Annotated in this window: 18 protein-coding genes; 10 read left to right on the forward strand and 8 right to left on the reverse strand. The window is 47.4% G+C overall.

Annotation, left to right across the window (positions count from 1 at the left end; translation table 11 throughout):
- Nucleotides 1–435: 435 nt before the first annotated feature.
- The 3 genes from ACFW2W_RS08980 to ACFW2W_RS08990 form a co-directional block, all read right to left on the reverse strand.
- Nucleotides 436–861 (reverse strand): response regulator, encoded by a 426-nt coding sequence (locus ACFW2W_RS08980; RefSeq protein WP_378176366.1) that lies wholly within the window; start codon nt 859–861, stop codon nt 436–438.
- A gap of 433 nt (nt 862–1,294) precedes the next feature.
- Nucleotides 1,295–3,781 (reverse strand): ATP-binding protein, encoded by a 2,487-nt coding sequence (locus tag ACFW2W_RS08985; protein ID WP_378176247.1) that lies wholly within the window; start codon nt 3,779–3,781, stop codon nt 1,295–1,297.
- A 667-nt stretch (nt 3,782–4,448) separates the two neighbouring features.
- Nucleotides 4,449–4,697: a Ycf34 family protein gene (locus ACFW2W_RS08990; protein ID WP_378176251.1), complete on the reverse strand. Its 249-nt coding sequence runs from the start codon at nt 4,695–4,697 to the stop codon at nt 4,449–4,451.
- A gap of 174 nt (nt 4,698–4,871) precedes the next feature.
- Between ACFW2W_RS08990 and ACFW2W_RS08995 the strand changes: the two genes are divergently transcribed.
- Nucleotides 4,872–6,302, forward strand: coding sequence for a CCA tRNA nucleotidyltransferase (locus ACFW2W_RS08995; protein ID WP_378176254.1), 1,431 nt, complete (start codon nt 4,872–4,874; stop codon nt 6,300–6,302).
- 162 nt (nt 6,303–6,464) lie between these two features.
- Here ACFW2W_RS08995 and ACFW2W_RS09000 read toward each other — a convergent pair whose 3' ends face one another.
- Nucleotides 6,465–7,424 (reverse strand): orange carotenoid protein N-terminal domain-containing protein, encoded by a 960-nt coding sequence (locus ACFW2W_RS09000; RefSeq protein ID WP_378176257.1) that lies wholly within the window; start codon nt 7,422–7,424, stop codon nt 6,465–6,467.
- Between ACFW2W_RS09000 and ACFW2W_RS09005 the strand changes: the two genes are divergently transcribed.
- The gene (locus tag ACFW2W_RS09005) at nt 7,423–7,719 is read left to right on the forward strand and encodes a hypothetical protein (RefSeq protein ID WP_378176260.1); all 297 of its coding nucleotides are present in this window, start codon (nt 7,423–7,425) and stop codon (nt 7,717–7,719) included. The genes ACFW2W_RS09000 and ACFW2W_RS09005 overlap by 2 nt on opposite strands.
- Nucleotides 7,720–7,768: 49 nt before the next feature.
- Here the strand turns inward: ACFW2W_RS09005 and ACFW2W_RS09010 are convergent, their stop codons facing one another.
- The gene (locus ACFW2W_RS09010) at nt 7,769–8,863 is read right to left on the reverse strand and encodes an NAD(P)/FAD-dependent oxidoreductase (RefSeq protein ID WP_378176263.1); all 1,095 of its coding nucleotides are present in this window, start codon (nt 8,861–8,863) and stop codon (nt 7,769–7,771) included.
- Between the two features lie 80 nt (nt 8,864–8,943).
- On the opposite strand from ACFW2W_RS09010, the gene ACFW2W_RS09015 reads away from it, so the two are divergent.
- From ACFW2W_RS09015 to ACFW2W_RS09030, 4 genes are all read left to right on the forward strand, one after another.
- Nucleotides 8,944–9,786, forward strand: a complete 843-nt coding sequence (locus ACFW2W_RS09015) for a YaaW family protein (protein WP_378176266.1) — start codon at nt 8,944–8,946, stop codon at nt 9,784–9,786.
- Between the two features lie 23 nt (nt 9,787–9,809).
- On the forward strand, nt 9,810–11,213 hold the full coding sequence (locus tag ACFW2W_RS09020; RefSeq protein ID WP_378176269.1) for an O-antigen ligase family protein: 1,404 nt from the start codon (nt 9,810–9,812) through the stop codon (nt 11,211–11,213).
- A gap of 601 nt (nt 11,214–11,814) precedes the next feature.
- Nucleotides 11,815–12,414 carry a J domain-containing protein gene (locus ACFW2W_RS09025; RefSeq protein ID WP_378176369.1) on the forward strand — a complete coding sequence of 200 codons (600 nt, stop codon included), beginning with the start codon at nt 11,815–11,817 and terminating at the stop codon, nt 12,412–12,414.
- 38 nt (nt 12,415–12,452) lie between these two features.
- Nucleotides 12,453–12,725 (forward strand): DUF3143 domain-containing protein, encoded by a 273-nt coding sequence (locus tag ACFW2W_RS09030; protein WP_378176272.1) that lies wholly within the window; start codon nt 12,453–12,455, stop codon nt 12,723–12,725.
- A 280-nt stretch (nt 12,726–13,005) separates the two neighbouring features.
- Here the strand turns inward: ACFW2W_RS09030 and ACFW2W_RS09035 are convergent, their stop codons facing one another.
- From ACFW2W_RS09035 to lysA, 3 genes are all read right to left on the reverse strand, one after another.
- Nucleotides 13,006–13,755: an isoprenyl transferase gene (locus ACFW2W_RS09035; protein WP_378176275.1), complete on the reverse strand. Its 750-nt coding sequence runs from the start codon at nt 13,753–13,755 to the stop codon at nt 13,006–13,008.
- Nucleotides 13,752–14,666: a diadenylate cyclase CdaA gene (gene cdaA / locus ACFW2W_RS09040; protein WP_378176278.1), complete on the reverse strand. Its 915-nt coding sequence runs from the start codon at nt 14,664–14,666 to the stop codon at nt 13,752–13,754. The genes ACFW2W_RS09035 and cdaA overlap by 4 nt, the downstream gene beginning before the upstream one ends.
- A gap of 698 nt (nt 14,667–15,364) precedes the next feature.
- Nucleotides 15,365–16,846, reverse strand: coding sequence for a diaminopimelate decarboxylase (gene lysA, locus ACFW2W_RS09045; protein WP_378176281.1), 1,482 nt, complete (start codon nt 16,844–16,846; stop codon nt 15,365–15,367).
- Nucleotides 16,847–16,917: 71 nt separating this feature from the next.
- Between lysA and rimI the strand changes: the two genes are divergently transcribed.
- The 4 genes from rimI to ACFW2W_RS09065 all read left to right on the forward strand — a co-directional run bounded on the left by rimI (nt 16,918) and on the right by ACFW2W_RS09065 (nt 21,759).
- Nucleotides 16,918–17,565 carry a ribosomal protein S18-alanine N-acetyltransferase gene (gene rimI / locus ACFW2W_RS09050; RefSeq protein ID WP_378176284.1) on the forward strand — a complete coding sequence of 216 codons (648 nt, stop codon included), beginning with the start codon at nt 16,918–16,920 and terminating at the stop codon, nt 17,563–17,565.
- A 262-nt stretch (nt 17,566–17,827) separates the two neighbouring features.
- Nucleotides 17,828–20,308, forward strand: coding sequence for an ATP-dependent Clp protease ATP-binding subunit (locus ACFW2W_RS09055; protein WP_378176287.1), 2,481 nt, complete (start codon nt 17,828–17,830; stop codon nt 20,306–20,308).
- A 333-nt stretch (nt 20,309–20,641) separates the two neighbouring features.
- Nucleotides 20,642–21,448, forward strand: coding sequence for an MOSC domain-containing protein (locus tag ACFW2W_RS09060; RefSeq protein WP_378176290.1), 807 nt, complete (start codon nt 20,642–20,644; stop codon nt 21,446–21,448).
- 14 nt (nt 21,449–21,462) lie between these two features.
- Nucleotides 21,463–21,759 carry a DUF3288 family protein gene (locus ACFW2W_RS09065; RefSeq protein WP_378176293.1) on the forward strand — a complete coding sequence of 99 codons (297 nt, stop codon included), beginning with the start codon at nt 21,463–21,465 and terminating at the stop codon, nt 21,757–21,759.
- Nucleotides 21,760–22,129: the final 370 nt, after the last annotated feature.

Genomic DNA, 22,129 nt, shown 5'->3' on the forward strand with positions numbered 1-22,129 from the left:
CAACCCAACCTACGTGGTTTCAAATTGTCGCTTATCCGAGAAGTCTTGGGTTAGGGAGTTAGCTAGGAAAAATTGTAGGTTGGGTTGAGCGCGAGTGAAACCCAACCAACCTAATATTAGCGTTGGGTTTCGTTACCTCAACCCAACCTACGTGGTTTCAAATTGTTGCTTATCCAAGAAGTCTTGGGTTAGGGAGTTAGCTAGGAAAAATTGTAGGTTGGGTTGAGCGCGAGTGAAACCCAACCAACCTAATATTAGCGTTGGGTTTCGATACCTTAACCCAACCTACGTGGTTTCAAATTGTCGCTTATCCAAGAAGTATTGGGTTAGGTCATTTGCCCTGATTAAATTACCGAAATTTAGGATTGCTTAATATTGAGTTTCGCAATCGCAAACCCTAACCTATTAATTCTGCAAAGTTTTATTTTATAGTGTTTATCCCGCTTCATTTAGCGGTAATTCAACAATTTCAAACCAGTATTTTCCCAAAGTTTTCATCACGGAAACGAGGGATTCAAATGTGACTGGCTTAGCAATGTAAGAGTTTGCACCTAAATCGTAAGTGCGATAGATGTCTTCCTCAGCCTTTGATGTAGTCAGCACGATAACTGGAATAGGTCGCAGTTCGGGGTTGCCTTTAATTTCTTGGAGAGCCTCCCGTCCATCCTTTTTAGGCATATTCAGATCCAGCAGGATTAAACTTGGGCGGGGCGACTTTATTAACTGGGCATACTTACCCCGATGGTAAAGATAATCCATCAGATCCTCACCATCTACAACAAAGTGCAGATCGTTAGCGAGTCGGCATTCTTCTAATGCATCCTTTGCTAGCAGACGATCGTCTTCATCATCGTCAGCCATCAAGATAGTAATTGATTTTCCAGCTTTATTCACAGCGTTTTACTCACACCAAGTTGCAGAATCGTTGCATCATTTCCAATTCCTATAAGAGACTTAATTTCACGCAGTTTGCAACTTTGTGTATTTCTCCCCCTTGTGAGGGAAGCTAGGGGTAATCTGACAAAATTGGCTTTACATTTCGATCCCCCCAACCCCCCTGGAAAAAGGGGGCTAAGAAAAATCGTAGGGAATGGTAGAGCGATCGCGTTACCCAACAAACTGCACCAGTGTGGGGTTGAGTTCGCGAAACTCAGCCTACACATCCGAGATTTGTCAGTCAATCAGTTTCGATCCCCCAACTCCCCTGGAAAAAGGGGGCTAAGAAAAAGTTGCATATGGCGTTAATTTCTAAGGTTTTTCATCCAAAATATAAAATCTCAAATGATAAAATTTCTCACTTAGATTGCTCAACAGGTAGCGTGACAATGAATGTCACTCCTTGCCCCAATATGCTTTTTGCGGTGATACTACCACCATGACGCTCGACTATTTTACGGCAAATCGCTAAGCCAACTCCCGTTCCTTCATACTCGTTGCGACCGTGTAGGCGTTGGAAAACTGTGAAGATCCGATCCAGATACTTCTCGTCAAAACCAATGCCATTATCTTCTACCATAATTTGACACATCGGACGAGCAGATAATTCTTGTGTCCAAAGCTGCTCGTCCCCCTGTAATAACTGACCCCAAATCTTGATGACTGGTGCTTCTTCCTCACGCCGAAATTTCAGCGCATTGCTAATCAAATTTTGTAATAATTGCCGCATCTGCGACGGATCGGCATCAATCGTTGGCAGATCGCCAATTTCTATTTGTGCGCTTACCTTATGGATATGCACCTCCAAATCAGACAAGACCTCTTGTAGCACGTTGGTGATATTGACGGGAGTAAAAGGCTGAGCTTTGCTTGTCACCCGCGAGAAGGCTAGGAGGTCATTAATCAGGGTTTGCATCCGTTGCGCCGCTTTTTGCATCCGCTCCAGGTAGTCTTTCCCCTCATTGGTCAGGGATTCACTGTATTTGAGTTTGAGGCGATCGCCAAAAGCTTGAATCTTCCGCAATGGTTCTTGCAAGTCGTGGGAGGCGACGAAGGCAAAGTCTTGCAATTCCCGGTTGCTTTGTTCCAGTTTGAAGGTATAGGCTTTTAATTTTTCCTCGGTTCGCTTTCGTTCGGCAATTTCAGCTTCAAGTTCTGTATTAATAATTAATAATTTTTGGGTACGTTCTTGCACCCGCTCTTCAAGTATTTCGTTGACGCTTTTGATTTCCGAAAACTTTTGATTAAGCGTCGCCGCCATTGACTTGAAATTGCGAACTAGAGCGTCCAGTTCTGTCACCGAACTATTAGGCCAATCGATTAATTCTTGCTCTAGAAGTTTATGAGGCAGGTTTGTCGTCACTTGGGCTAGTTTTGAGAGAGGGCTAACTAAGCTGCGACTTAGAAGGGTTGCGAAGATGAGCGCGATCGCTGAAATTAGCATCAAAATCGCTAAACTATTAGTATGAACGCGCTCTATATGGCGGACGTATGGTGTCGCAGACAATTCTGCAATTAGAGTCCACGGAAGTTGGCTATCAATCGGAGTCTCTTGCACGAAGAACGAATTGTTCCAACGCACCATGACAAGCCGACTGCCAGTTATCGGTAGCCACTGATAAGTCATCGGCGCAATTAGACGAATTTCGCCATCCTTACGACGATCAAATGTTTGCATTGCTACTCGCTCAGGCTGAGTACTAGCAATTACAGACTTTCTTCGATCGACGAGAGTAATTTGCAGTCCCCGGTCGTCAAGATTTGATTTTAGGAGTTCGTCAATACCGTTCAAATCGAGTTCTGCAATTACTAAACCACGGAAGCGATTGTCTCTCAGTAGGGGTACACTGAGAACTACTTTTTGTCCGGTTAATACATCCGATAGAGTAGGTTGCAGAGTATTATTTATTTCCTTGAAGTAGGGTTTAACAGCGAGATTCAATCCAATAGTGGACTCTCCCGCTTCATTCAAGCTAGGGGAAGATGCAATTGTTTTACCTTCAGCATTGACCACATAAATATTACGGAAATCCGGAAATGTACGTTTAGCGAATTCTATACTTGACTGCAATGCATCCAATTGGGTTAGCTCAGAGTCAGCAGCAATCCGAGCGAATTCCTGAACGATCTTTAGATGTTGCTGATGCCAAGAACGCACTTCAACAACTAAATCTGTAGAAGCTGCTTTGAGTTCTGCATTAGCTGTTGTCTTGATGTTGTCAATTACGCGGCGGCTGTCTAAAATTATAAGAATTAAAGTAGGAAAAAAAACAAAAGCTACTAACAAATTAAATACAGTTTGTTGCAAGGAAAGCGTACTAACTGCTTGAGGACGACTTAGCCATTTATGAATCGGTAAATGAGTCAGCATTAAGCTAGCAATTAAAGCATTGAAAATCGCGTTTACAGGCTGCTTTAACAGGATAATCAGCGCTTGTGTAGTATCTACGTGCAAGATAATTGCATAAAACAGCCAGATGAGAGGCATTCCGATCAACAGCCAAAAAATTCCGTCTAGCAGCACGATATTCTGGCGTAGACGATGAAATAATAAACTGACAAAGAATGCTTCAAGAGTAAAGGTAATTACCGTGTATGGATGATGCCAAATAACATAGGTACAAATGCCAGAAATGAAGCCTGCAAAAGTACCCCAACCTGTGCCATACAAAGACACTACAATCCAAACGGCAATGCTGCCAAATAGAAAATCAATATCGAAAAATAATGACCAGCGGAAATAATTACCTAAATATCCGGCGACAATTAAAAGACTCAGTCCAAAGACGGCTCTATTACGGGCGTAAAACGGTGTTATTCTTGGTAAATGATGGCTTAAATTCATAACTCCGCCTTGGTATTCTTGAGTGAGATTAAGCTAGATAAATTCTGTTAGAGCCAGTCGCTTTACTCAGAAATTAGGCTTCTTATTAGCTACCCTTTTTTCAAGCGTAGCAGTGCGTAAGCGCGGGGAAATGGGGAAGATAATGTGTATCCTCGCAAAAGTAAAATGGGATAAGGGCTATTAAAAATTCCTAACGATCGTTGCTAATATTTCATAAATTAATTCAGATTACTATGCTAATTATTAGGGAATGCGGTTTAGAGCGATCGCTTGCCTAATCCCTACTACCATCTCCACCAGTTTCTCCACCAGATATATTCATTTTTGCTTACCTGCTTAGGTATAGTTGCCGCAACCAGATAAAAAAAGCATTAGTTTATTAATTACTGTAAAAACTCTAAAACAGTGCAGATTCTTAGCCAATCGTTACTCTTGTTGTCTGTATTGTTATCAACTATTAAGAAGCAAGTAATTTTTCTTAGTAATTCACAATATTTTTCGTGACTAAGTTTGACTCTATGCAGTCACCTGAATTGCCGGTAAGCGATCGCTCTACTCTCCCTCTTTTTAACCTAAACGCAACAAAACGGCTACTGAGGTAGCAGTAGCCGTCGGGTTAAAGTTTGGTAAAACAGTGTAACTTAGCGCCATCTGACGCGAGATGTTTTCAGGTTGGCACTAGCTCGCCGGGACGCAACCGAACCCATTTGCCAGTTTCCCGCTTAAAGCTGAGACAACCCACAACATCCCACTCCATCTCAATCATTTCCCCCTGCGTGCGGATATTGACATTGATGGTGGGTTCAGTGGCTTCAAAATCGGGGTCTTCAGTTAGGTGAGGCACCTGATGCTGCGTTTCTACCGCATGATAGGTGGTGCAGCGGTCTACGTATTGGCAGTTAACACAAATACACATAGCACAGCCTCCAGAGGCTTTTCTGTTAATCTAGCTCAGTCAACACGTCTATTAATTACCTATTGGGTTGATTTTTATGGCGATGTGTCGTTGGGGCGAATAAATTCATAGCGACACAAACGCTTGTCCCTGTGCGCGGACTCAGAAAATTATCTAACTGGGGTAAGTATACAGATGCACTTAAACACAGAAACTTCTACCCTATCGCCAAAAACTTGGCCTTTTAGCCTGGAATTGCTCCCACAACCCGCTTATATGGTGGGGGGTGCCGTGCGAGATGCCTTGTTGGGACGCCGCCGCGAGTACCGGGATCTAGATTTTGTCTTACTGGCGGATGCGGTAAAAACGGCGCGAAAGATTGCCAGTCGCTACAAAGCGGGGTTTGTGTTGTTAGATGCCCAGCGACAGATTGCCAGAGTCGTATTTGAGCAGGCAACTGTTGATATTGCCCAAGCCGAAGGGTCAAGTCTAGAAATCGATTTGCAGCGGCGCGACTATACAATGAATGCGATCGCTTACAATCCCCACACAGGCGAACTCATCGACCCCCTCAATGGCTATGCAGACTTGCAACAGGGCGTCATTCGTATGGTTTCCCCCAAAAATCTCCAAGATGACCCCTTACGGCTATTAAGAGCCTACCGACAAGCCGCCCAGCTGGGTTTTATCATTGAACCGGAAACCCAATCAGCGATTCGACAACTAGCGCCCTTGCTGGGGCAAGTATCGGCAGAACGAGTGCAAGCAGAGTTTGCCTATCTTCTTAACACTCCTAAAGGCACTCCTTGGATTATTGCTGCCGTTGACGATGGTTTACTCCAAACTTGGTTTAAGAGTGCCTCAACTAGCCCTGAACCTCTCCCTAACCCTCCCCTGCAAGGAGAGGGAACAATCGGGGGGTTGGAGGGATTTAGCCCGCCTTTTCCACAGGGATTGGGGGAATCTGCCATTTTCCACCAGCCGATAACCCCACCTCTTAGCCCCCTCCCCGTTGACGGGGAGGGGGTTTGGGGGAGAGGTTCCAAAAATCTCTCTACAATCTTGCCAGCGGTTGAACGTTCAGCGGTAGTGCTGGGAGAAACATGGCATGAATTAGCAATCTTTTTATCTAGCTTAGTGGGCGATACTTTAAAAACTTCTTGGTTGGGAATTGCGAAATTAGCAACTCTACTATCGCCCGTGCCTGAAATAGCCGAGGCTGAATTATTGAATTTAAAGTACAGTCGCGCTGAAGTTCGCGCAATCACCACTGCACTCAAATTGTTGCCGCAGCTGCAATCATCTCAGATGTCTTTAGGAGAGCAGTATTTATTCTTTCGGGAAGCCGGACAGGTTTTTCCAGCCATCCTCGTTCTGGCTGTAGCATCTGGGGTGTCGGTAGCAGAATTGACACCCCTCATTAACCGCTATCTTACTCCTGACGACCCAGTTGCTCATCCCGCGCCCCTCGTCACTGGCAAAGATTTGATCCAAACTTTCAATCTCCCATCTGGGCCACAAGTTGGTAAACTTCTCACCGCTATTGGACTGGCACGGGCTGAAGGTAAAATCTCCACTCCCGCAGAAGCCATAAAATTAGTTTCCCAACTACTTGACGAGCGGTAAAATTGCATCACTTTTTTGGGAGTTATGAGGGGTTTGGGTGAAAAATTTGATGTCTTGCAGACTCAAGCAGTAATGTAGGGTGCTTATCCTAGCACCCTACAGTTTTTGTTGCTAAGCCGATTATTTATGCCTTATCTTATCTCAGCAACTATACTTAGCGTTCTACTGACGAGTTAGGTTTAGTAGTTCTTTAGGGGATGCCAGTAAGTCAACCGCCACGAAGAAAATTTTGCCTTGGGGATCTAGTAAGAACCGCCACGCAATGTTCATCCCAACGCTGGCACCGAACCAAGGAGTTTCTACTTTGCCTGTGACTTTATGCTGCGTATAACCATCTTCTATACGCTCAGATACGCCTTTCTGTGGCATCATATTGAGTCCCTGGCATTCTTCGCGCATATATGCAGAAATAGCTTCACGACCGACAATTGGCTTCTGGAAGGGCGGTTGTAATGCTCCCTTTTCCGCAAATAGAGCCACAGCAGCTTCAAAGTCAAATGCGTTCATGTTTTGAATATAGTTCAGCACTGTAGGCTCACTGATGCCATCAATGCTGACCTTCGGACGAGAAGCTAGCTCGGTGGGTGACATCAAGGGATCTTCGGGTTTTGCGTAATCGTTGAGAGCCGGATCGAATCCCATGTTAATTACGGTATTCCGCAAAACTGTGATTTGCTGACCCGGATCGAGTTTCTTGATGGTTTCTAGCACTGCTGAGGCTTCAGGTGTCATTTGATAGCCAGGGGGGATGGGAGCGACGATGCCTTTTGCCATCAACTCTCCTAACTCATACCAAAAACCCAGCTTGGTGTTGACACTGAAAGAAGAATAGGAACGGCTGATGGGAGTGTCGGCATGGTTAGCAAGATCCTCCATAACTTTCGTTTGGGCGGCAGCTGGCATCTGCTTAATTTGGGCTAGTAAACCTTCCGCTAGTATCATGCGGGCGGCTCCTGTGGCGGCGCGAGTAATTGAAACACCCATTTCGGTGTAGGCAAACCAAAGTAATGCCAGTTGATCGTCAACGCTGAGCTTATCGAAAGCTTCCGTGGTAGCTGGAACCGCATTAGCAATCTGAGTTCCAGGGAAAATGCCTTGTGCGGACTCGATCGTATAGGTCATGGATGCATTATTTAGATTCGTTAAAAGTGTTAATCCAGAAACTTCTGGTTTACGAATCTTTGTCTCCTGTCTTAAAGGATATAACAAAACTTTACATTATGTAAATAAAATTTTACATAATGCGATACAGCGATCGCGCCATCTAGGACGGCTACGAATCGGCTTTCTTCATACAGGGCGTAGGGTTGATGGCAATTTCAACCCCCCGAAGTATTATGAAACAGTATGTAAATACTTGTGTTCGCTGAACGCGATCGCCTTGAAAATCAGTAACTTTGGGCAGTTGGCTCCGTAGTTGCCACAACTGGGTTGTATTTGGTTTTATAATATTAGATTGGGCAATGCTAAGCGAGCGCTTCTAAAAAACTTTCTCCTGGTAGCGATCGCATTTCCATCTGTTGATTAATTTTGACAGCAGCAGCTAATCCAGAATTCATCGCCCCTTCTACCAAGTTTCCTCCACACCAATCGCCACAACAAATTAGGGGCAATGGTGTCCCAGCGTCTAGGCAATCTCGATCCAAAGGACGACTGGGGAAAGCATAGCGCCAGCGATGGATTTGAAACCATTCGGGAGAATCCAGCCACGGAATGAGTAACTGTGCGGCACGGGATAACATCTGGCTTGCCGCTGGGTTTAAATCTTCGGCGTCCAGGTAACGTTTGGCAAATTCAGCGGTGCTTTGTAGCACGAACAGAGGCATCTGGGGATTGGGGCGTTTGCTGCTGTCTAAGCCAATCCACGCTAAGTCAGAGTCGCGTGTAACATCTGGCTGTAACCGCAAATTTCCCGTCTCTACATTACTTAAATCTTGCTGTCGAGAAGCTGGATAACCCGCCATTACACTGAGGCAGGGGTCAAACTCCACAGTGCGTAAACTATCCAGAAATTCAGTTGGTATGGTTTTGGCTAAGGGTTCCAGTAGCATCAAAGCTTGAGGCGCTGGAATTGCCACAACGACAGCCTTAGCAGTTAATTTATCGGTCTGCTCAAAAGTAAGATGCCAAGCTTTCTCATCAGTTGGGGTAATTTCTTGTACCCGTTGATTCAACCGCATTTCTAAACCTGTGACGAGAAATTTAGCGATCGCATTCATCCCCATTGGTGCCACATAACGGGGAAGGATCGAGGATGAATTCAGCTTTGCGGGTTCCCATTCGTAAACAGGATTCGTCCAGACTTGAAGAATCCCCCGATTTCCTTCAAAATCGCTTTGCTTCACCCGCAAAACATCAATAAACTTCTCAATTAACTGCCCTTGGGGTTCTAAATAGCGCAAGCCATGATCGGCACAAGTACCCTGCAATCGGCGCGTTGCCACCCTTCCCCCAACACCACGAGATTTGTCAACGACGACCACTTTATATCCAGCTTGGTGCAACTGTTGAGCAACGGTCAGTCCCGCGATACCCGCACCAATTACGGCGACATCAAACACTACTGATAACCCTCAGTCTTCAAGTATATAGAAGTAGAATAAGGGACAGCACCGAATCTGGGGTCTGGGAGGAATTGAAGTTGGACGAGCTGAGAGCCGCGCTGAAATTAGCCACAGAAGAAGAGTTACAGCAACTGACAGATATTCTATTTCGCCGCAAGTTTAACCCCTTAGATTACGTTCAGACACCTGACCCGATCGATATCCAAAGCCAAGACCGCGAAGCTTGGTTGGATGCTATCGAACAGAGATTTCGCTTTTTAGCGGCGGATGGAGTGACGGTTTTGCGAGGACGCACGGGTGAAGTAACTTATCGCCAAATTTTGATCCAAGTTTGTCGATATCTGAAAATTCCCTATTCGGCAAAACTTTCGACGACTGATTTAGAAGCAGAAGTATTTCTCAACCTGATGGGTCGGGCGTGGAAACAAATGCCACGACACGAACAGAAAGCGTTAACCGCCAGAGTACAGCGATCGCTAGCGAAGTCTCAACTCTCCGAACCCCTGCCATTACAATTGCAGCACGACCCGATGGCTTTACTCGTTAAGGGGGGCAGTGCCTTAGCCGTCAGTTCGATTGTCCAACCGCTGCTGCTACAACAACTTGCCCGTCAATTTGCGATTCACTTTGCTAGCTATCAAGTCGCCAAAGAAACTGTTATCCAAGGCAGTGCTGCGGCTGCTGCACAGTTCCAAAATTACGTGGTGATGCAAACAGCTAAGCGGGGGATGGCAATGAGTGCTGCCCGTTATGGTGCCCTCCGCAGTGTATTTGCCTTGGTGGGACCCGCGATGTGGGCGTGGTTTTTTGCCGATTTGGGCTGGAGAGCGATCGCTACCAACTATGGTCGGATTATCCCCATCATCGTTGCCTTAGCGCAAATTCGCCTGACTCGTGCCGAATGCTGGGAACCTGCTTAGGAATTAAAAGTTAAAAATTAAAAATGAAGAAATCCCCGTTTTTAATTTTTAATTTCCCATTTTTAAGTCGGCATCCTGACCCCAGCTTGCAAGCATCTTGGAACTATGCTCAACTGGGGTTCCTGATTTTCCCCTTGATTCCAATTCTGGGTGCTGTAGGAATATTTATCGGATTAGTCGGCACCTACAGAAAAAAACATCCCACGATTATCCGACGCCCTCTCAATCGCGGATTCGCTATCTTTTGCGCCTGGATAATTATTTCAGCGGGTTTCGCCCCTTTTCCTTTAGAAGCCTTGCTGGGATTGTTTAATTTCTTCCCCTTTTTCATCTTTTTTGCTGCCTATAGCGAACTTATTCAGACACCAGCACAACTACGACGGTTAGCTTGGATTTTGGTGCTGCCTTCCGTACCAGTGGTGATTCTTGGCTTGGGACAGCTATTTTTGGGTTGGGGGAGTCCAGCGCCATTGCCAGGTATCCTAGGTTGGGCGCTGCAACCCAAAGGCAATCCCATCGGGCGGATGGCTGCGGTATTTATGTATGCCAACATTTTGGCAGGATATCTGCAAATTGTGTTTATTCTGGGGCTGGGATTGTGGATTGAAGAAAGCAAAAAGCGATCGCCCCAACCTTCTCGCTTACGCGCCGCTACGCTAGAGAAAAGCGGGGAAGCACAAGGCAAAAGAAAATATATTTTTCCTCCTATTACTTGGCGAATGGGGTTTCTGAGTGTAGCGGTAATTGGAAATGCAGCTGCACTTATTTTGACGAATTCCCGCAATGCTTGGGCGATTGTCGTTCTCAGCTGTCTTACCTTTGCCTTCTATCAAGGTTGGCGTTGGCTAGTTGCCATAGTTACAGGTATTGCTACTAGCATCCTCTGGGCAGCTTTTGGCCCTTCACCCGTGCGAGAATGGCTTCGCACGATTGTCCCCTATTACTTTTGGGCGCGACTCACCGACCAAATGTATCCAGATCGACCTGTGGCGCTGTTACGAACAACTCAGTGGCAGTTTGCTTGGTCGATGACTCAGCAACGTCCCTGGACGGGCTGGGGTTTAAGGAATTTTACCCCACTCTACGAGGCACAGATGAAAGTTTGGCTGGGACATCCTCACAGTTTGCTGTTAATGTTAACTGCTGAAACTGGCATCCCCGCAACCATTTTCTTCTGTGGTTTAGTTGGCTGGGTGATGGTTCAAGCTGTCCTAGTATTGGCAACGCGATTAATCCCGTCCCTACAATATAGGTTAATTCTATTCAGTTATTTAGTTGCTTTTGGTGCCTGTACTTTATTTAATACTGTAGACGTGACCCTCTTTGATTTACGGGTGAATACCTTGGGATGGTTGCTTTTCGCAGCGATTTGTGGAGTAGTTTATCAAAAGAGAGCGATCGCTATAGCAGTCCTAAATGATTCGTGAAGGCGAGATCCTAGGGCAACTCTTACGAAGTCGGGGATCTGAAGGGCTGGCTCACAACTCAAATAGGATTGCGATATTACTTTAAGTTAGTCATTTCCACACTTCTAGATATTATCCTTAAGGTGAGCGCCATTCTGGAAATTTCCCTAAATTCTCTGTTTTGTTACTAAATCAGGACTTACGCAAAGCTTATACATATAGCGTTCTTGTCGGTTCAATCCCTCTGTGGTTGCCCTCAGATGTGGTGATGTTGCGTAAGTCCTGTAAATATCTAATATTAATATCATTGGTTATCGCAATAGCTGCTATAGGCTTGACAGGGGTTGCTTTTATAGCAGTCCTAAACAGATTCATAAAGGCGAGATCCCCGACTTCTCCAAGAAGTCGGGGATCTGAAGCACTGGCATCTCACAACTCAAAAAGGATTGCTCTATACCCCGCGAAGGCAAGCTTAAACGCAATAGCCCCAGCATTCGATGCTACGAGACAATGTGGGGCGTCCCATGCGATCGCTTAGAATAATTGAAAACCACTCTTAACCAGGCAGAGTGAAGCTGCGGTGACTCAAAACAGGGAAAATCCGAATCATGAAGGTCGCAGGATACCATATGAAACAACCTTGGCGACCAGTCATTACGCTTTGCTAGGGCTGCATCCCTCGGCGACGCCGATCGAGATTCGGCGGGCATATCGAGAATTAAGCAAACGCTACCATCCCGATACCACAGAATTGCCCGCTAAAACAGCAACGGCTAAGTTCCAGCAGCTAAATGAAGCCTATTCCACCCTCAGTAACCCACAACGGCGAGTGGCTTATGACCTGAAAATTGGCTATTCCCGCATTAGCGTAATTCAAGCACCGCCAAACTTGAATCCTCCGGTTTCCCAACCCAAAAAGGCATATTCCTCCTCAGCCTACTTAGATCCAACCGACCGCCCCCTCTCTTCAGGAGAGGTTTTTGCCCTATTCATCATGGGTTTAACCTTTGTGGGTTGCCTACTGTTAGCGATCGCCATTGGCTTAACGCGGGGAGAAGCTGCTTTCCAGGTTTCCGGTCTACAAACCCTGCAACCAGCCGAACAGCAGGCGACTCCTCATCCTCATCATCTATCTAAACCCGTGGCATCTGGGTCGCGCCTTGCCCCACTCATCCCTCAAAACAGGCGGGTTGATTCAATCTACTGGTCGGATGACAGATAATCTGGGAAAATCCGCCCCTAGCCAACTTAAAACGACCTATGACTCTTCCCACTGCTGATACGCCCCTCTATAACCATCCCTTGCCCGATCTTGAACAGTGGCTCAAAAAGATGGGATGTCAACAAGATCGAACTCAGCTGCACTGCTGGCACATTGCTAGACCTTTTTGGAAAGCAGAACTGTCTCTAGATGTGGAGGAGCTAACCGTGCGCTATCTAGAAGCGGGTGAAGGCGGACGAGATATCCTGCGCTCCTTCAAATATTCCCTGACTCGCCAAGATGTAGAAGACGCCGTTTTTGCAGGCCCTTAGAAAAAGTTTTGAGTTTTGAGTTCAAGAAATCCCTCAAAACAGAGACGCGATAGTATCTCACATCTTGCACCAGTCGCATTACCCGCCAGGGATTTAAACCCCTGGGCTTTCAGAATCAAGTCTTCTAAGAGAAGACTCAGTAAGAATTTCAGTCCATTTCAATGGACTTGAGCTATGAGCCTTGAACTTGAGTTCAAGGCGGAATTTGGGCTTACTGAGAATGGTGCAAGATGTCAGATATATCGCGTCTCTACAAAATTTATTCATACTTTGGCAATATTCATACTTTGCCAAAGCGGCGATCGCGCTGTTGATAGGTACACAATGCCCGGTGAAACTCCGTCCGATCAAAATCGGGCCATAGCGTCTCTGTGATATAGAGTTCCGCATAAGCTAATTGCCACAGCAGGAAGTTCGAGAGGCGCATTTCCCCACTGGTGCGAATCAGCAGGTCGGGATCGCCAACTTTGGCAGTATAGAGGTGGCGTGAAAACAAAGCTTCATCAACTTCATCAGGCTGTAAAAGACCTTGCTGCACCTGAGTTGCGATCGCTCGGCAAGCTTGCAGAATTTCCTGGCGTCCCCCATAATTAGTTGCCACAGTAAACTGAATGCTGGCATTGTCCTGAGTTTCAGCCATTGACCGCTCAATTTCTGCCTGGAGACTTCGCGGTAAATCAGCTAAATTTCCCATAAAATTGATTCGCACATTCTCCTGCACCATTTCCCGGAGTTCCTGCCGCAACACCCGCTCAAACAAGGTCATTAAAAAATCAACCTCTTCCAGCGGTCGTTTCCAATTTTCCGTAGAAAACGCATAAGCAGTCAGCGCTGGAATTCCCCAATCCTTACAGCAGCGCAGTAAATCCTTCAGCGCATAGACCCCTCGCCGATGGCCCATAATTCGAGGTAGCCCTTGGCGTTTGGCCCATCGACCATTTCCATCCATGATTACTGCCACATGCTTTGGCAGACGGTCTCGATCGAGGTCAGCAGGCAAATTTTGTAAGACAGTTGATTTTGAAGTCATTTCTTGTCACGAGAACCCGGTGGTGGAAGACGAAGCAAACGCGAAACCAGTGCCTTTCCCCGATCGCTAATCTGACGTCCCAAACTGCGTAGACCGGGGGCGACGGCTCTCTCTTCGCTTGACGTGGAGAATCGCGCCTCTAGGAGTTCTTTCAGTTTACTGCTGGTTAGGGGGCGATTCAGGCTCCCCCGCTCCGCCAAGGAAATAGAGCCTGTTTCTTCAGATACAACGATACATAGGCAATTTTCGACTCGCTCCGTAATTCCCATTGCCGCCCGGTGCCGCGTCCCCAGCTGCCGCGACGCCGTGCGCTCAGAAAGGGGCAGAATCACCCCAGCGGCAACAATGCGGGAGCCACTAATGAATATTGCGCCGTCGTGCAGTAGCGTAGATGTTTGAAAGATGGTCTGTAGGAGTTCCTTAGAAACCTCAGCATTTAACTTGACGCCTTGAACGGAAAAATCCCGCTCATCAATTGGTCCCGTCGTTTCCAGTACGATCAACGCACCCGTGCGGTTTTGGGACAATTCTTTGACCGCATCCACAATCTCATCAATAACACTATCCGCTTTGGGAATTGCTCGTCGGGAGGGTTGCAGCAACTGCATCAGTTCTCCCCTGCCCAATTGTTCTAGAAACCGACGAAATTCTGACTGGAAAATGACAGCCATCGCCACAGCCGAGCCAACTACCAACTTTTCCAGCACAAAACTCAACAGTACTAGCCCCAGGCGATTACTCACCGCTGAGGCTAGCATTAAGACAATCAAACCCCGTACCATCCACAATGTGCGACGCTCCCCGATAAAGAGTAGCACCAGATACGTGAGGATGAGAACTAAAACAATATCAAGGCTTTGAAGCAACAAGGTCGAAGTTGCGGAAGGGTCTTGACCGGGACCCGAATTCATTGAACTTTTATCAGGTTTGCTGAAGTTTGCTGGATACGGGCGAGTTTAAAGGCAAAAAGCCAGGAGAGCGGTTAGCTATTAACTTTAAGTTATCTGTTTAGAGTCTAAATCTAGTGTACCTGTGGTTACGTCCCACCTAAACAGTTAATCGCTAATTGCTGTTTCTATTTTTTACTTTCTTTTGCCCTTAAGGCTCGATTTTAGCTAAAGCGCCACCTTGGGTAGTCGCTAATTAGATAGTGAATCGTGGGTTCCGATTACTGACATCTTGCATCAATCGACTATAATAGCGATTTTCATCTAAGTGAAATACAGACCTAACCCCCTGGCCCCTTCCCTACCTCTCCCTAACCCTCTTTTAAGAGGAGAGGCGTTGGGGAGAGGTCAGAATGTACGGCACCCAATTGCCAGCCGCTGTATTCCCCGCGTTTAAAGGGGAAAGCTTGTGCCCTCCCCCTTGAATCTACCGTGTACACACAAGTCGGCAGACCTATCCCCAAACCCCTCTCCGACACGGAGAGGGGCTTTGAATATGGCTCCCCTTCCCAGAATCGGGAAAGGGCTGTTCTTGCTCTTGTCTGGGAGCGCCCCTTGCAAAATAAGCCACTTGTGTGTACACGGTAGCCCTTGAATTAAGGGGGATTAAGGGGCAGGGATTTTAGTTGACGGCATTGGTGCAAAATAAAAAAATTACCCATCTAACTAACTACTAATCGCTCAGGTAGGCGATCCTGCCGAATTAAATCCTGGTAGGTTTCCCGCTGCAAAATCAGATTAGCTTCTCCTCGACCTACTAAAACCGCTGCCGGACGAGGCAGGCGATTGTAATTAGAAGCCATGCTGTAATTGTAGGCACCCGTGCCCATGACGACGAGAATATCTCCCGGCTCAGTTTTCGGCAGGGATGCTTCTTTAATCAGAATGTCTCCAGATTCGCAGTGTTTACCGGCAAGGGTGACGGTTTCCGTCAAAGGTGCCGACATCCGGTTGGCAACGACGGCTCGATAGAGGGATTGGTAGGTGATAGGACGGGGATTGTCAGACATTCCGCCATCAACGGATAGGTAGGTGCGGATGTCGGGAACGACTTTTGATGAGCCTACGGTGTAGGCGGTGACGCAAGCAGTCCCAATGAGCGATCGCCCTGGTTCGCACAATAATTTAGGTAAGGGGATTTGTTGGGATTGGCAGGCTTCGGTGATGGCATCGCTGACGGTTTTTACCCACTCGTCAATACTGGGTGGATCGTCTGATTCGGTGTAACGAATTCCTAAGCCACCTCCCACATTTAATTCTTTGACGGGTAATCCCTTGTTTGCAGCTTTCTTAAACCACTCCACCAAAACCCCCGCGAGATCGTGATGGGGTTGCTTCTCAAAGATTTGGGAACCGATGTGGGCGTGCAACCCGATACAATCCAAGGTTGACTGCTGGCCGAGCAAGGCAAAGACTTCCTCTAATTGGTTAGGATCGAAGCCAAATTTGCTATCGAGGTGTCCGGTGCGGATGTATTCGTGAGTATGACATTCGATGCCAGGGGTGAACCGCAGCACGATCCGGATTTGGGATTTGGGATGATTAAATTGCTCTGGGGACTCAATAACCTCTGATTCCTTACCCGCTTGTCTCGATCCAAAATCAGCGAGGGTGCGTAACTCTAGCCAGTTGTCTACTACAATCGTGCAGCCGGTTTCGACAGCTAGAGTCAGTTCTTCACGGGATTTGTTATTGCCGTGAAAATAAATTTTGTCGGGACTGACGCCAGCTTGCAGCGCCGTGTAGAGTTCGCAGCCAGACACGACATCGATCCCCAAGCCTTCACTCGCCGCGATCGCGCAAACGGCTAGACAACTCCAGGCTTTAGAAGCATACAGCACCTGAGACTCACCGCCATAATAGCGGCTAAAACCATCCCGATATTGACGACAAGCTGTCCGCAGCGTTTCTTCGTCCAAAATATAGAGAGGTGAACCAAATTGCTGCACGAGTTTCGTTACGTCACAACCACCAATTTCCAGGCAGTCGCGGTTGTTAACCCCAGATGTCAGGGGTAAAAGTTCCTGATTCGGTGAGCGAGTTTCTACACTGACGCGATGATTTGCGTCTGTACGGGTTGTAGGCGTAGGCGGTAAATATTGCCGTCCAGAATTTTGAACTCCGACTGGTTGAGTCGATAGCATGATCTAATAGTTGTCCTTGGATGCTTAACAGGCGTGAATGCGTCTCGTTTTTCAGTCTACAATTGAAAACTGTGACTTTTTTACAACTTCAGCCGCTGACAGCAGAGCAGCTCTTGGCGGTAGTGGAACTAGACCAACTGTGTTTTGGTCAACTCTGGACTCTAGATGGTTACAAGCGAGAGTTAGAAAGTCCCAATAGTGACTTGCTGGTTATAGAAGAAGTTAGCGGCAAGGAGCGAGTAATTAGTCAATCCACTCAGTATGGGCGGGAAAACTTCGCCCCTACCGCACTCAGTACGGAAGGGGATTCGCCTTTAGAGCGATCGCTGGTGGGCATCGGATGCCTCTGGGCAATTTTGGAGGAGGCGCACATTACGATTTTGGGAGTGCATCCAAACTATCGGGGTCAGGGTTTGGGGCAGGCACTGCTTTATGCCCTGCTCAAAAAAGCCTGGAAACGCCGATTGGAGTGGGCAACGCTGGAGGTGAGAGCATCGAATCGACCTGCCCAGTCTCTCTATGAGAAATTTGGGTTTCAGGAAGTCGGCAGGCGTCGGCGTTATTACAAAGACACTGGCGAAGATGCTTTGATTTTGTGGCGCAGCGGTCTTCAAACACCCGAATTTCAGCAAACCTTAAGCGACTGGCATTCCACAATTAGCGATCGCTTCGGTTACTCTGGCTGGCAGTTATTAGAAGCCGATGAATTTAAAGGATAGAAGGTTGACGGTTATCAGGTTCGGTTATAAGGTTGAAGGGCACATGGTGGTTCAACTGGCGCTTTTTGCCAATCTGTCAATTTACTCGCTTTCTCGCCCCGCCAATTTTCTAACTTTAGATAGTAGCGATCGCTCAGGTCTACCAACAAAGTCAGAAAAATATCGCGGGATAGATTTCATCTATCTTCAATGTGACAGGCGTAGAAAAACCCTATGCTAGAATCACCATTACAGGCACGCAGCAGGGGAAACTAAATCCGCCATGTTTGAACGCTTCACAGAAAAAGCCATTAAGGTAATCATGCTGGCCCAGGAAGAAGCTCGTCGCCTGGGACACAACTTCGTCGGTACGGAGCAGATCCTCCTGGGTCTAATTGGAGAAGGAACCGGCGTCGCCGCCAAAGTCCTGAAATCTATGGGCGTCAACCTCAAGGATGCTCGGATTGAGGTGGAAAAAATTATCGGTCGCGGTTCTGGCTTTGTGGCGGTAGAAATTCCGTTCACCCCCAGAGCTAAGCGCGTCCTGGAGTTATCTCTAGAAGAAGCTCGCCAACTAGGGCATAACTACATTGGGACGGAACACCTGCTACTGGGTCTGATCCGGGAAGGAGAAGGAGTCGCCGCCAGAGTGTTGGAAAACTTAGGTGTTGACCTCACGAAAGTGCGGACGCAAGTGATTAGAATGCTGGGAGAGACGGCAGAAGTCTCTGCGGGGCAAAGTAGCGGGCGCACCAAGACACCTACATTAGATGAGTTTGGCTCTAACCTGACCCAGATGGCAGGGGAAGGCAAACTCGATCCAGTAGTCGGTCGGGCGAAAGAAATTGAACGGGTAATCCAAATCCTGGGACGCCGCACGAAGAACAACCCAGTACTGATTGGGGAACCCGGAGTTGGTAAGACAGCTATAGCCGAAGGGTTAGCGACTCGCATCGCTAACAACGATGTTCCCGACATCCTAGAAGAAAAGCGCGTAGTTACGCTGGATATTGGCTTGCTGGTAGCGGGCACTAAATACCGGGGTGAATTTGAAGAGCGCTTGAAGAAAATCATGGATGAAATCCGCAGCGCCGGAAATGTCATCCTGGTAATTGACGAAGTTCACACCCTGATTGGTGCAGGTGCCGCAGAAGGTGCGATAGACGCGGCAAATATCCTTAAACCCGCCTTGGCGAGAGGGGAATTGCAGTGCATCGGCGCAACCACGCTGGATGAGTACCGCAAGCACATCGAACGGGATGCCGCTCTAGAGCGTAGATTCCAGCCGGTGATGGTGGGTGAGCCGACAGTTGCCGAAACCATTGAGATTTTGTACGGATTGCGCGAACGCTACGAGCAACACCACAAACTGAAAATCTCAGATACAGCCGTGGAAGCTGCTGCCAAACTTTCAGATCGTTATATTTCCGACCGCTACTTGCCGGATAAAGCGATTGACCTGATTGATGAAGCCGGAAGCCGTGTGCGCCTGCTCAACTCTCAGTTGCCACCCGCCGCGAAGGAATTGGATAAAGAACTGCGTCAGGTTCTCAAGAATAAGGATGACGCGGTGCGGAGTCAAGACTTCGACCGGGCAGGAGAACTGCGCGATCGCGAAATGGAAATCAAAGCCGAAATTCGGGCGATCGCTCAAACCAAAAAGACCGAATCAGACAAACGCGATGATGTTTCCCCCGTCGTCACCGAGGAAGATATTGCCCACATTGTCGCCTCTTGGACTGGGGTGCCGGTGAACAAGCTCACCGAATCCGAATCCGAGAAGCTGCTGCACATGGAAGACACCCTGCATAATCGGCTCATCGGTCAAGAAGAAGCCGTCAAAGCAGTTTCCAGAGCCATTCGTCGGGCACGGGTCGGCTTAAAGAACCCCAACCGACCGATTGCCAGCTTTGTCTTCTCAGGACCGACGGGCGTAGGTAAGACAGAACTCGCAAAGTCTTTAGCTGCTTACTTCTTCGGTTCGGAAGACGCGATGATTCGCTTGGATATGTCCGAATACATGGAGCGCCACACCGTTTCCAAACTGATTGGTTCGCCTCCAGGGTATGTCGGTTACAACGAAGGCGGTCAGCTCACCGAAGCAGTGCGTCGTCGTCCTTACACCGTGGTGCTATTCGACGAAATCGAAAAAGCCCACCCAGATGTATTCAATATGCTGCTGCAAATCTTGGAAGACGGTCGCCTGACCGATGCCAAGGGACGCACGGTAGACTTCAAGAACACGCTGTTGATTCTTACCTCCAACATCGGTTCTAAGGTGATTGAGAAAGGTGGAACCGGGCTTGGCTTCTTGGACACTCAAGAGAGCGAAGCAGAGGCACAATACACCCGCATTCGTTCGCTGGTGAACGAAGAACTGAAGCAATACTTCCGCCCAGAGTTCTTGAACCGTCTCGACGAGATCATCGTCTTCCGTCAATTGACGAAGGACGAGGTGAAGGAAATCGCCGAGATCATGCTCACAGAGGTGATCGGACGGTTGAGCGAACAGGGAATTATCTTAGAAGTCACGGAACGCTTCAAGGATCGTCTGGTGGAAGAAGGATACAACCCCAGCTACGGTGCCCGTCCGCTGCGTCGTGCCATCATGCGCCTGTTAGAGGACAGCTTGGCTGAAGAAATCCTCAGCGGTCGCGTCTCAGATGGAGACACGGCGATTGTGGATGTCGATGAAACCACCAAGGAAGTGAAAGTGCTGCAAGGTCAGAAGCGAGAATTGCTTCCCCAAGCGGCTGAAAGTTAAAGATTAAAAATTAAAAATGAAGAATGGACAAATTCCTTTTTAATTTTTAGTTTTTTACGGTAGAGAAGCGATAGTTTCTCTACCGTTTTTGTATGTAGCGGGTGATTAATTAGAGTTTGGCGTCATTTCAATAAAAATGAACAATAGACTTTTTGCAAAAATACCGAACTTTTAATTCTTAACCACAGATGAACTCAGATATTAGAAACGAAGCGGCTTCCCGTTCCCCGAAGGACAGGGTATGCTTTCGGAATATCCCATGAAAGCAAAAAGTCTATTGAAAAAGATTCGTCCATTTTTAATGCAAGCATTTTTAATTTTTAATTGATTATCGTGTCTTACCTCGCCCGCATTCTGGTTTATCCAATCAAATCTCTAGATGGTGTTGCCGTTACCAAGGCAACCATTCTCAAAAGTGGTGCATTACAGTATGACCGAGAATTTGCCATCTGTGACGCTCAAGGTCGATTCGTGAATGGCAAGCGCCACCCTAAAATTCACTTACTGCGGACTTCCTTTGACATTGATACTGATACTGAGAAGATTACTCGTGTCTGTTTAGAAGTCCAAGGAACAGAGCAAACCCAAATTTTTCACCTCGATCGGGAACGAACTGAACTAGAAGCTTGGTTGAGCGACTATTTCGACTTTCCCGTAAAACTCTGTCAGAACTTAGTATCTGGCTTTCCAGATGATACCAATGCCTCCGGGCCAACAGTCATCAGTACCGCCACACTGGAAACTGTTGCCTCCTGGTTTCCCTCTCTGACAGGGGATGAAATGCGGCGACGCCTGCGAGCGAATCTGGAAATTGAGGGCGTTCCCGCATTCTGGGAAGATCGGTTGTTTGCTGCGGAAGGGGATGTGGTGCCGTTTCAGGTGCGAGATGTGCGGATAAATGGGGTCAATCCCTGTCAGCGTTGTGTGGTGCCGACACGAGACTCTCGGATGGGTGAGGTTTACCCTAACTTTCAAAAAATATTTGTGCAAGCGCGGAAAGAAACTTTGCCAAGTTGGGTAGATTCATCTCGCTTCAATCACTTTTACCGACTCTCGGTAAACACGCGCATCCCTGAATCGGAAGCCGGTAATATTTTACAGGTGGGAGACGAAGTGGAAATTCAAACACTTAAAAATTAAAAATTAGAGATTATATGGCAGAGACAGGAAATAAAGACCAACAGCATCCCCTCCACGGGCGCGATCGCCAACTCGTTAACAGCCTCTTAACCGGGGAAATTAATGATTTCAATCTGGCGGAACTCGCCCGTCTACGCATTCGCTATCGGGGCTTTCCAGGGGCAAGGGATATTCAACAAGACCTGGATACTATTCTCCGCCAGTGGAACTTGACAGAAGATGCACTCTTTGAAAGAACTCGTCAGATTCATGCCACGAGTGTTGTCTATAAAAGTCGCAGCAAGCGGCAAGATGAAGAAGATTGGAATTAGCTAATTGCTATAGCAAATCTGGTTTGGATGCAGTATCTTTTGACCCCACCCCTGCTCCTCACCGAAAAACCTATGCATTATCCATAAGTCCCAGAATACTGTAGAAGAGCAGAAGCATAACCTCCCTTGAAGGCTTACGCCTACGGGCGATCGCGCTGATTGCTCCTCCAAGATTGTTGTCTCCTTTATGCTTCTTTCGTACAGATGCTCCCTTCGGTTCTCAGGTTGAGGGTGAAGCATTCGCGCCTTACACAATTTACTTCAACAGGACTTACGCAAAGCTTATACATAATAGCGTTCTTGTCGGTTCAATCCCCCTGTGGTTGCCCTCAGATGTCGCGCAAGTTGCGTAAGTCCTGTTCAACCCAAA

This window comes from Coleofasciculus sp. H7-2 (assembly GCF_042747725.1).
Lineage (GTDB): Bacteria > Cyanobacteriota > Cyanobacteriia > Cyanobacteriales > FACHB-T130 > FACHB-T130.

What these genes read in the sequence shown, in the direction of transcription:
- ACFW2W_RS08980 (WP_378176366.1), bottom strand. Translation starts at nt 861, where the DNA reads ATGGCTGACGATGATGAAGACGATCGTCTGCTAGCAAAGGATGCATTA.
- ACFW2W_RS08985 (WP_378176247.1), bottom strand. Translation starts at nt 3,781, where the DNA reads ATGAATTTAAGCCATCATTTACCAAGAATAACACCGTTTTACGCCCGT.
- ACFW2W_RS08990 (WP_378176251.1), bottom strand. Translation starts at nt 4,697, where the DNA reads ATGTGTATTTGTGTTAACTGCCAATACGTAGACCGCTGCACCACCTAT.
- ACFW2W_RS08995 (WP_378176254.1), top strand. Translation starts at nt 4,872, where the DNA reads ATGCACTTAAACACAGAAACTTCTACCCTATCGCCAAAAACTTGGCCT.
- ACFW2W_RS09005 (WP_378176260.1), top strand. Translation starts at nt 7,423, where the DNA reads ATGGATGCATTATTTAGATTCGTTAAAAGTGTTAATCCAGAAACTTCT.
- ACFW2W_RS09000 (WP_378176257.1), bottom strand. Translation starts at nt 7,424, where the DNA reads ATGACCTATACGATCGAGTCCGCACAAGGCATTTTCCCTGGAACTCAG.
- ACFW2W_RS09020 (WP_378176269.1), top strand. Translation starts at nt 9,810, where the DNA reads ATGAAGAAATCCCCGTTTTTAATTTTTAATTTCCCATTTTTAAGTCGG.
- ACFW2W_RS09030 (WP_378176272.1), top strand. Translation starts at nt 12,453, where the DNA reads ATGACTCTTCCCACTGCTGATACGCCCCTCTATAACCATCCCTTGCCC.
- ACFW2W_RS09035 (WP_378176275.1), bottom strand. Translation starts at nt 13,755, where the DNA reads ATGACTTCAAAATCAACTGTCTTACAAAATTTGCCTGCTGACCTCGAT.
- cdaA (WP_378176278.1), bottom strand. Translation starts at nt 14,666, where the DNA reads ATGAATTCGGGTCCCGGTCAAGACCCTTCCGCAACTTCGACCTTGTTG.
- lysA (WP_378176281.1), bottom strand. Translation starts at nt 16,846, where the DNA reads ATGCTATCGACTCAACCAGTCGGAGTTCAAAATTCTGGACGGCAATAT.
- ACFW2W_RS09055 (WP_378176287.1), top strand. Translation starts at nt 17,828, where the DNA reads ATGTTTGAACGCTTCACAGAAAAAGCCATTAAGGTAATCATGCTGGCC.
- ACFW2W_RS09065 (WP_378176293.1), top strand. Translation starts at nt 21,463, where the DNA reads ATGGCAGAGACAGGAAATAAAGACCAACAGCATCCCCTCCACGGGCGC.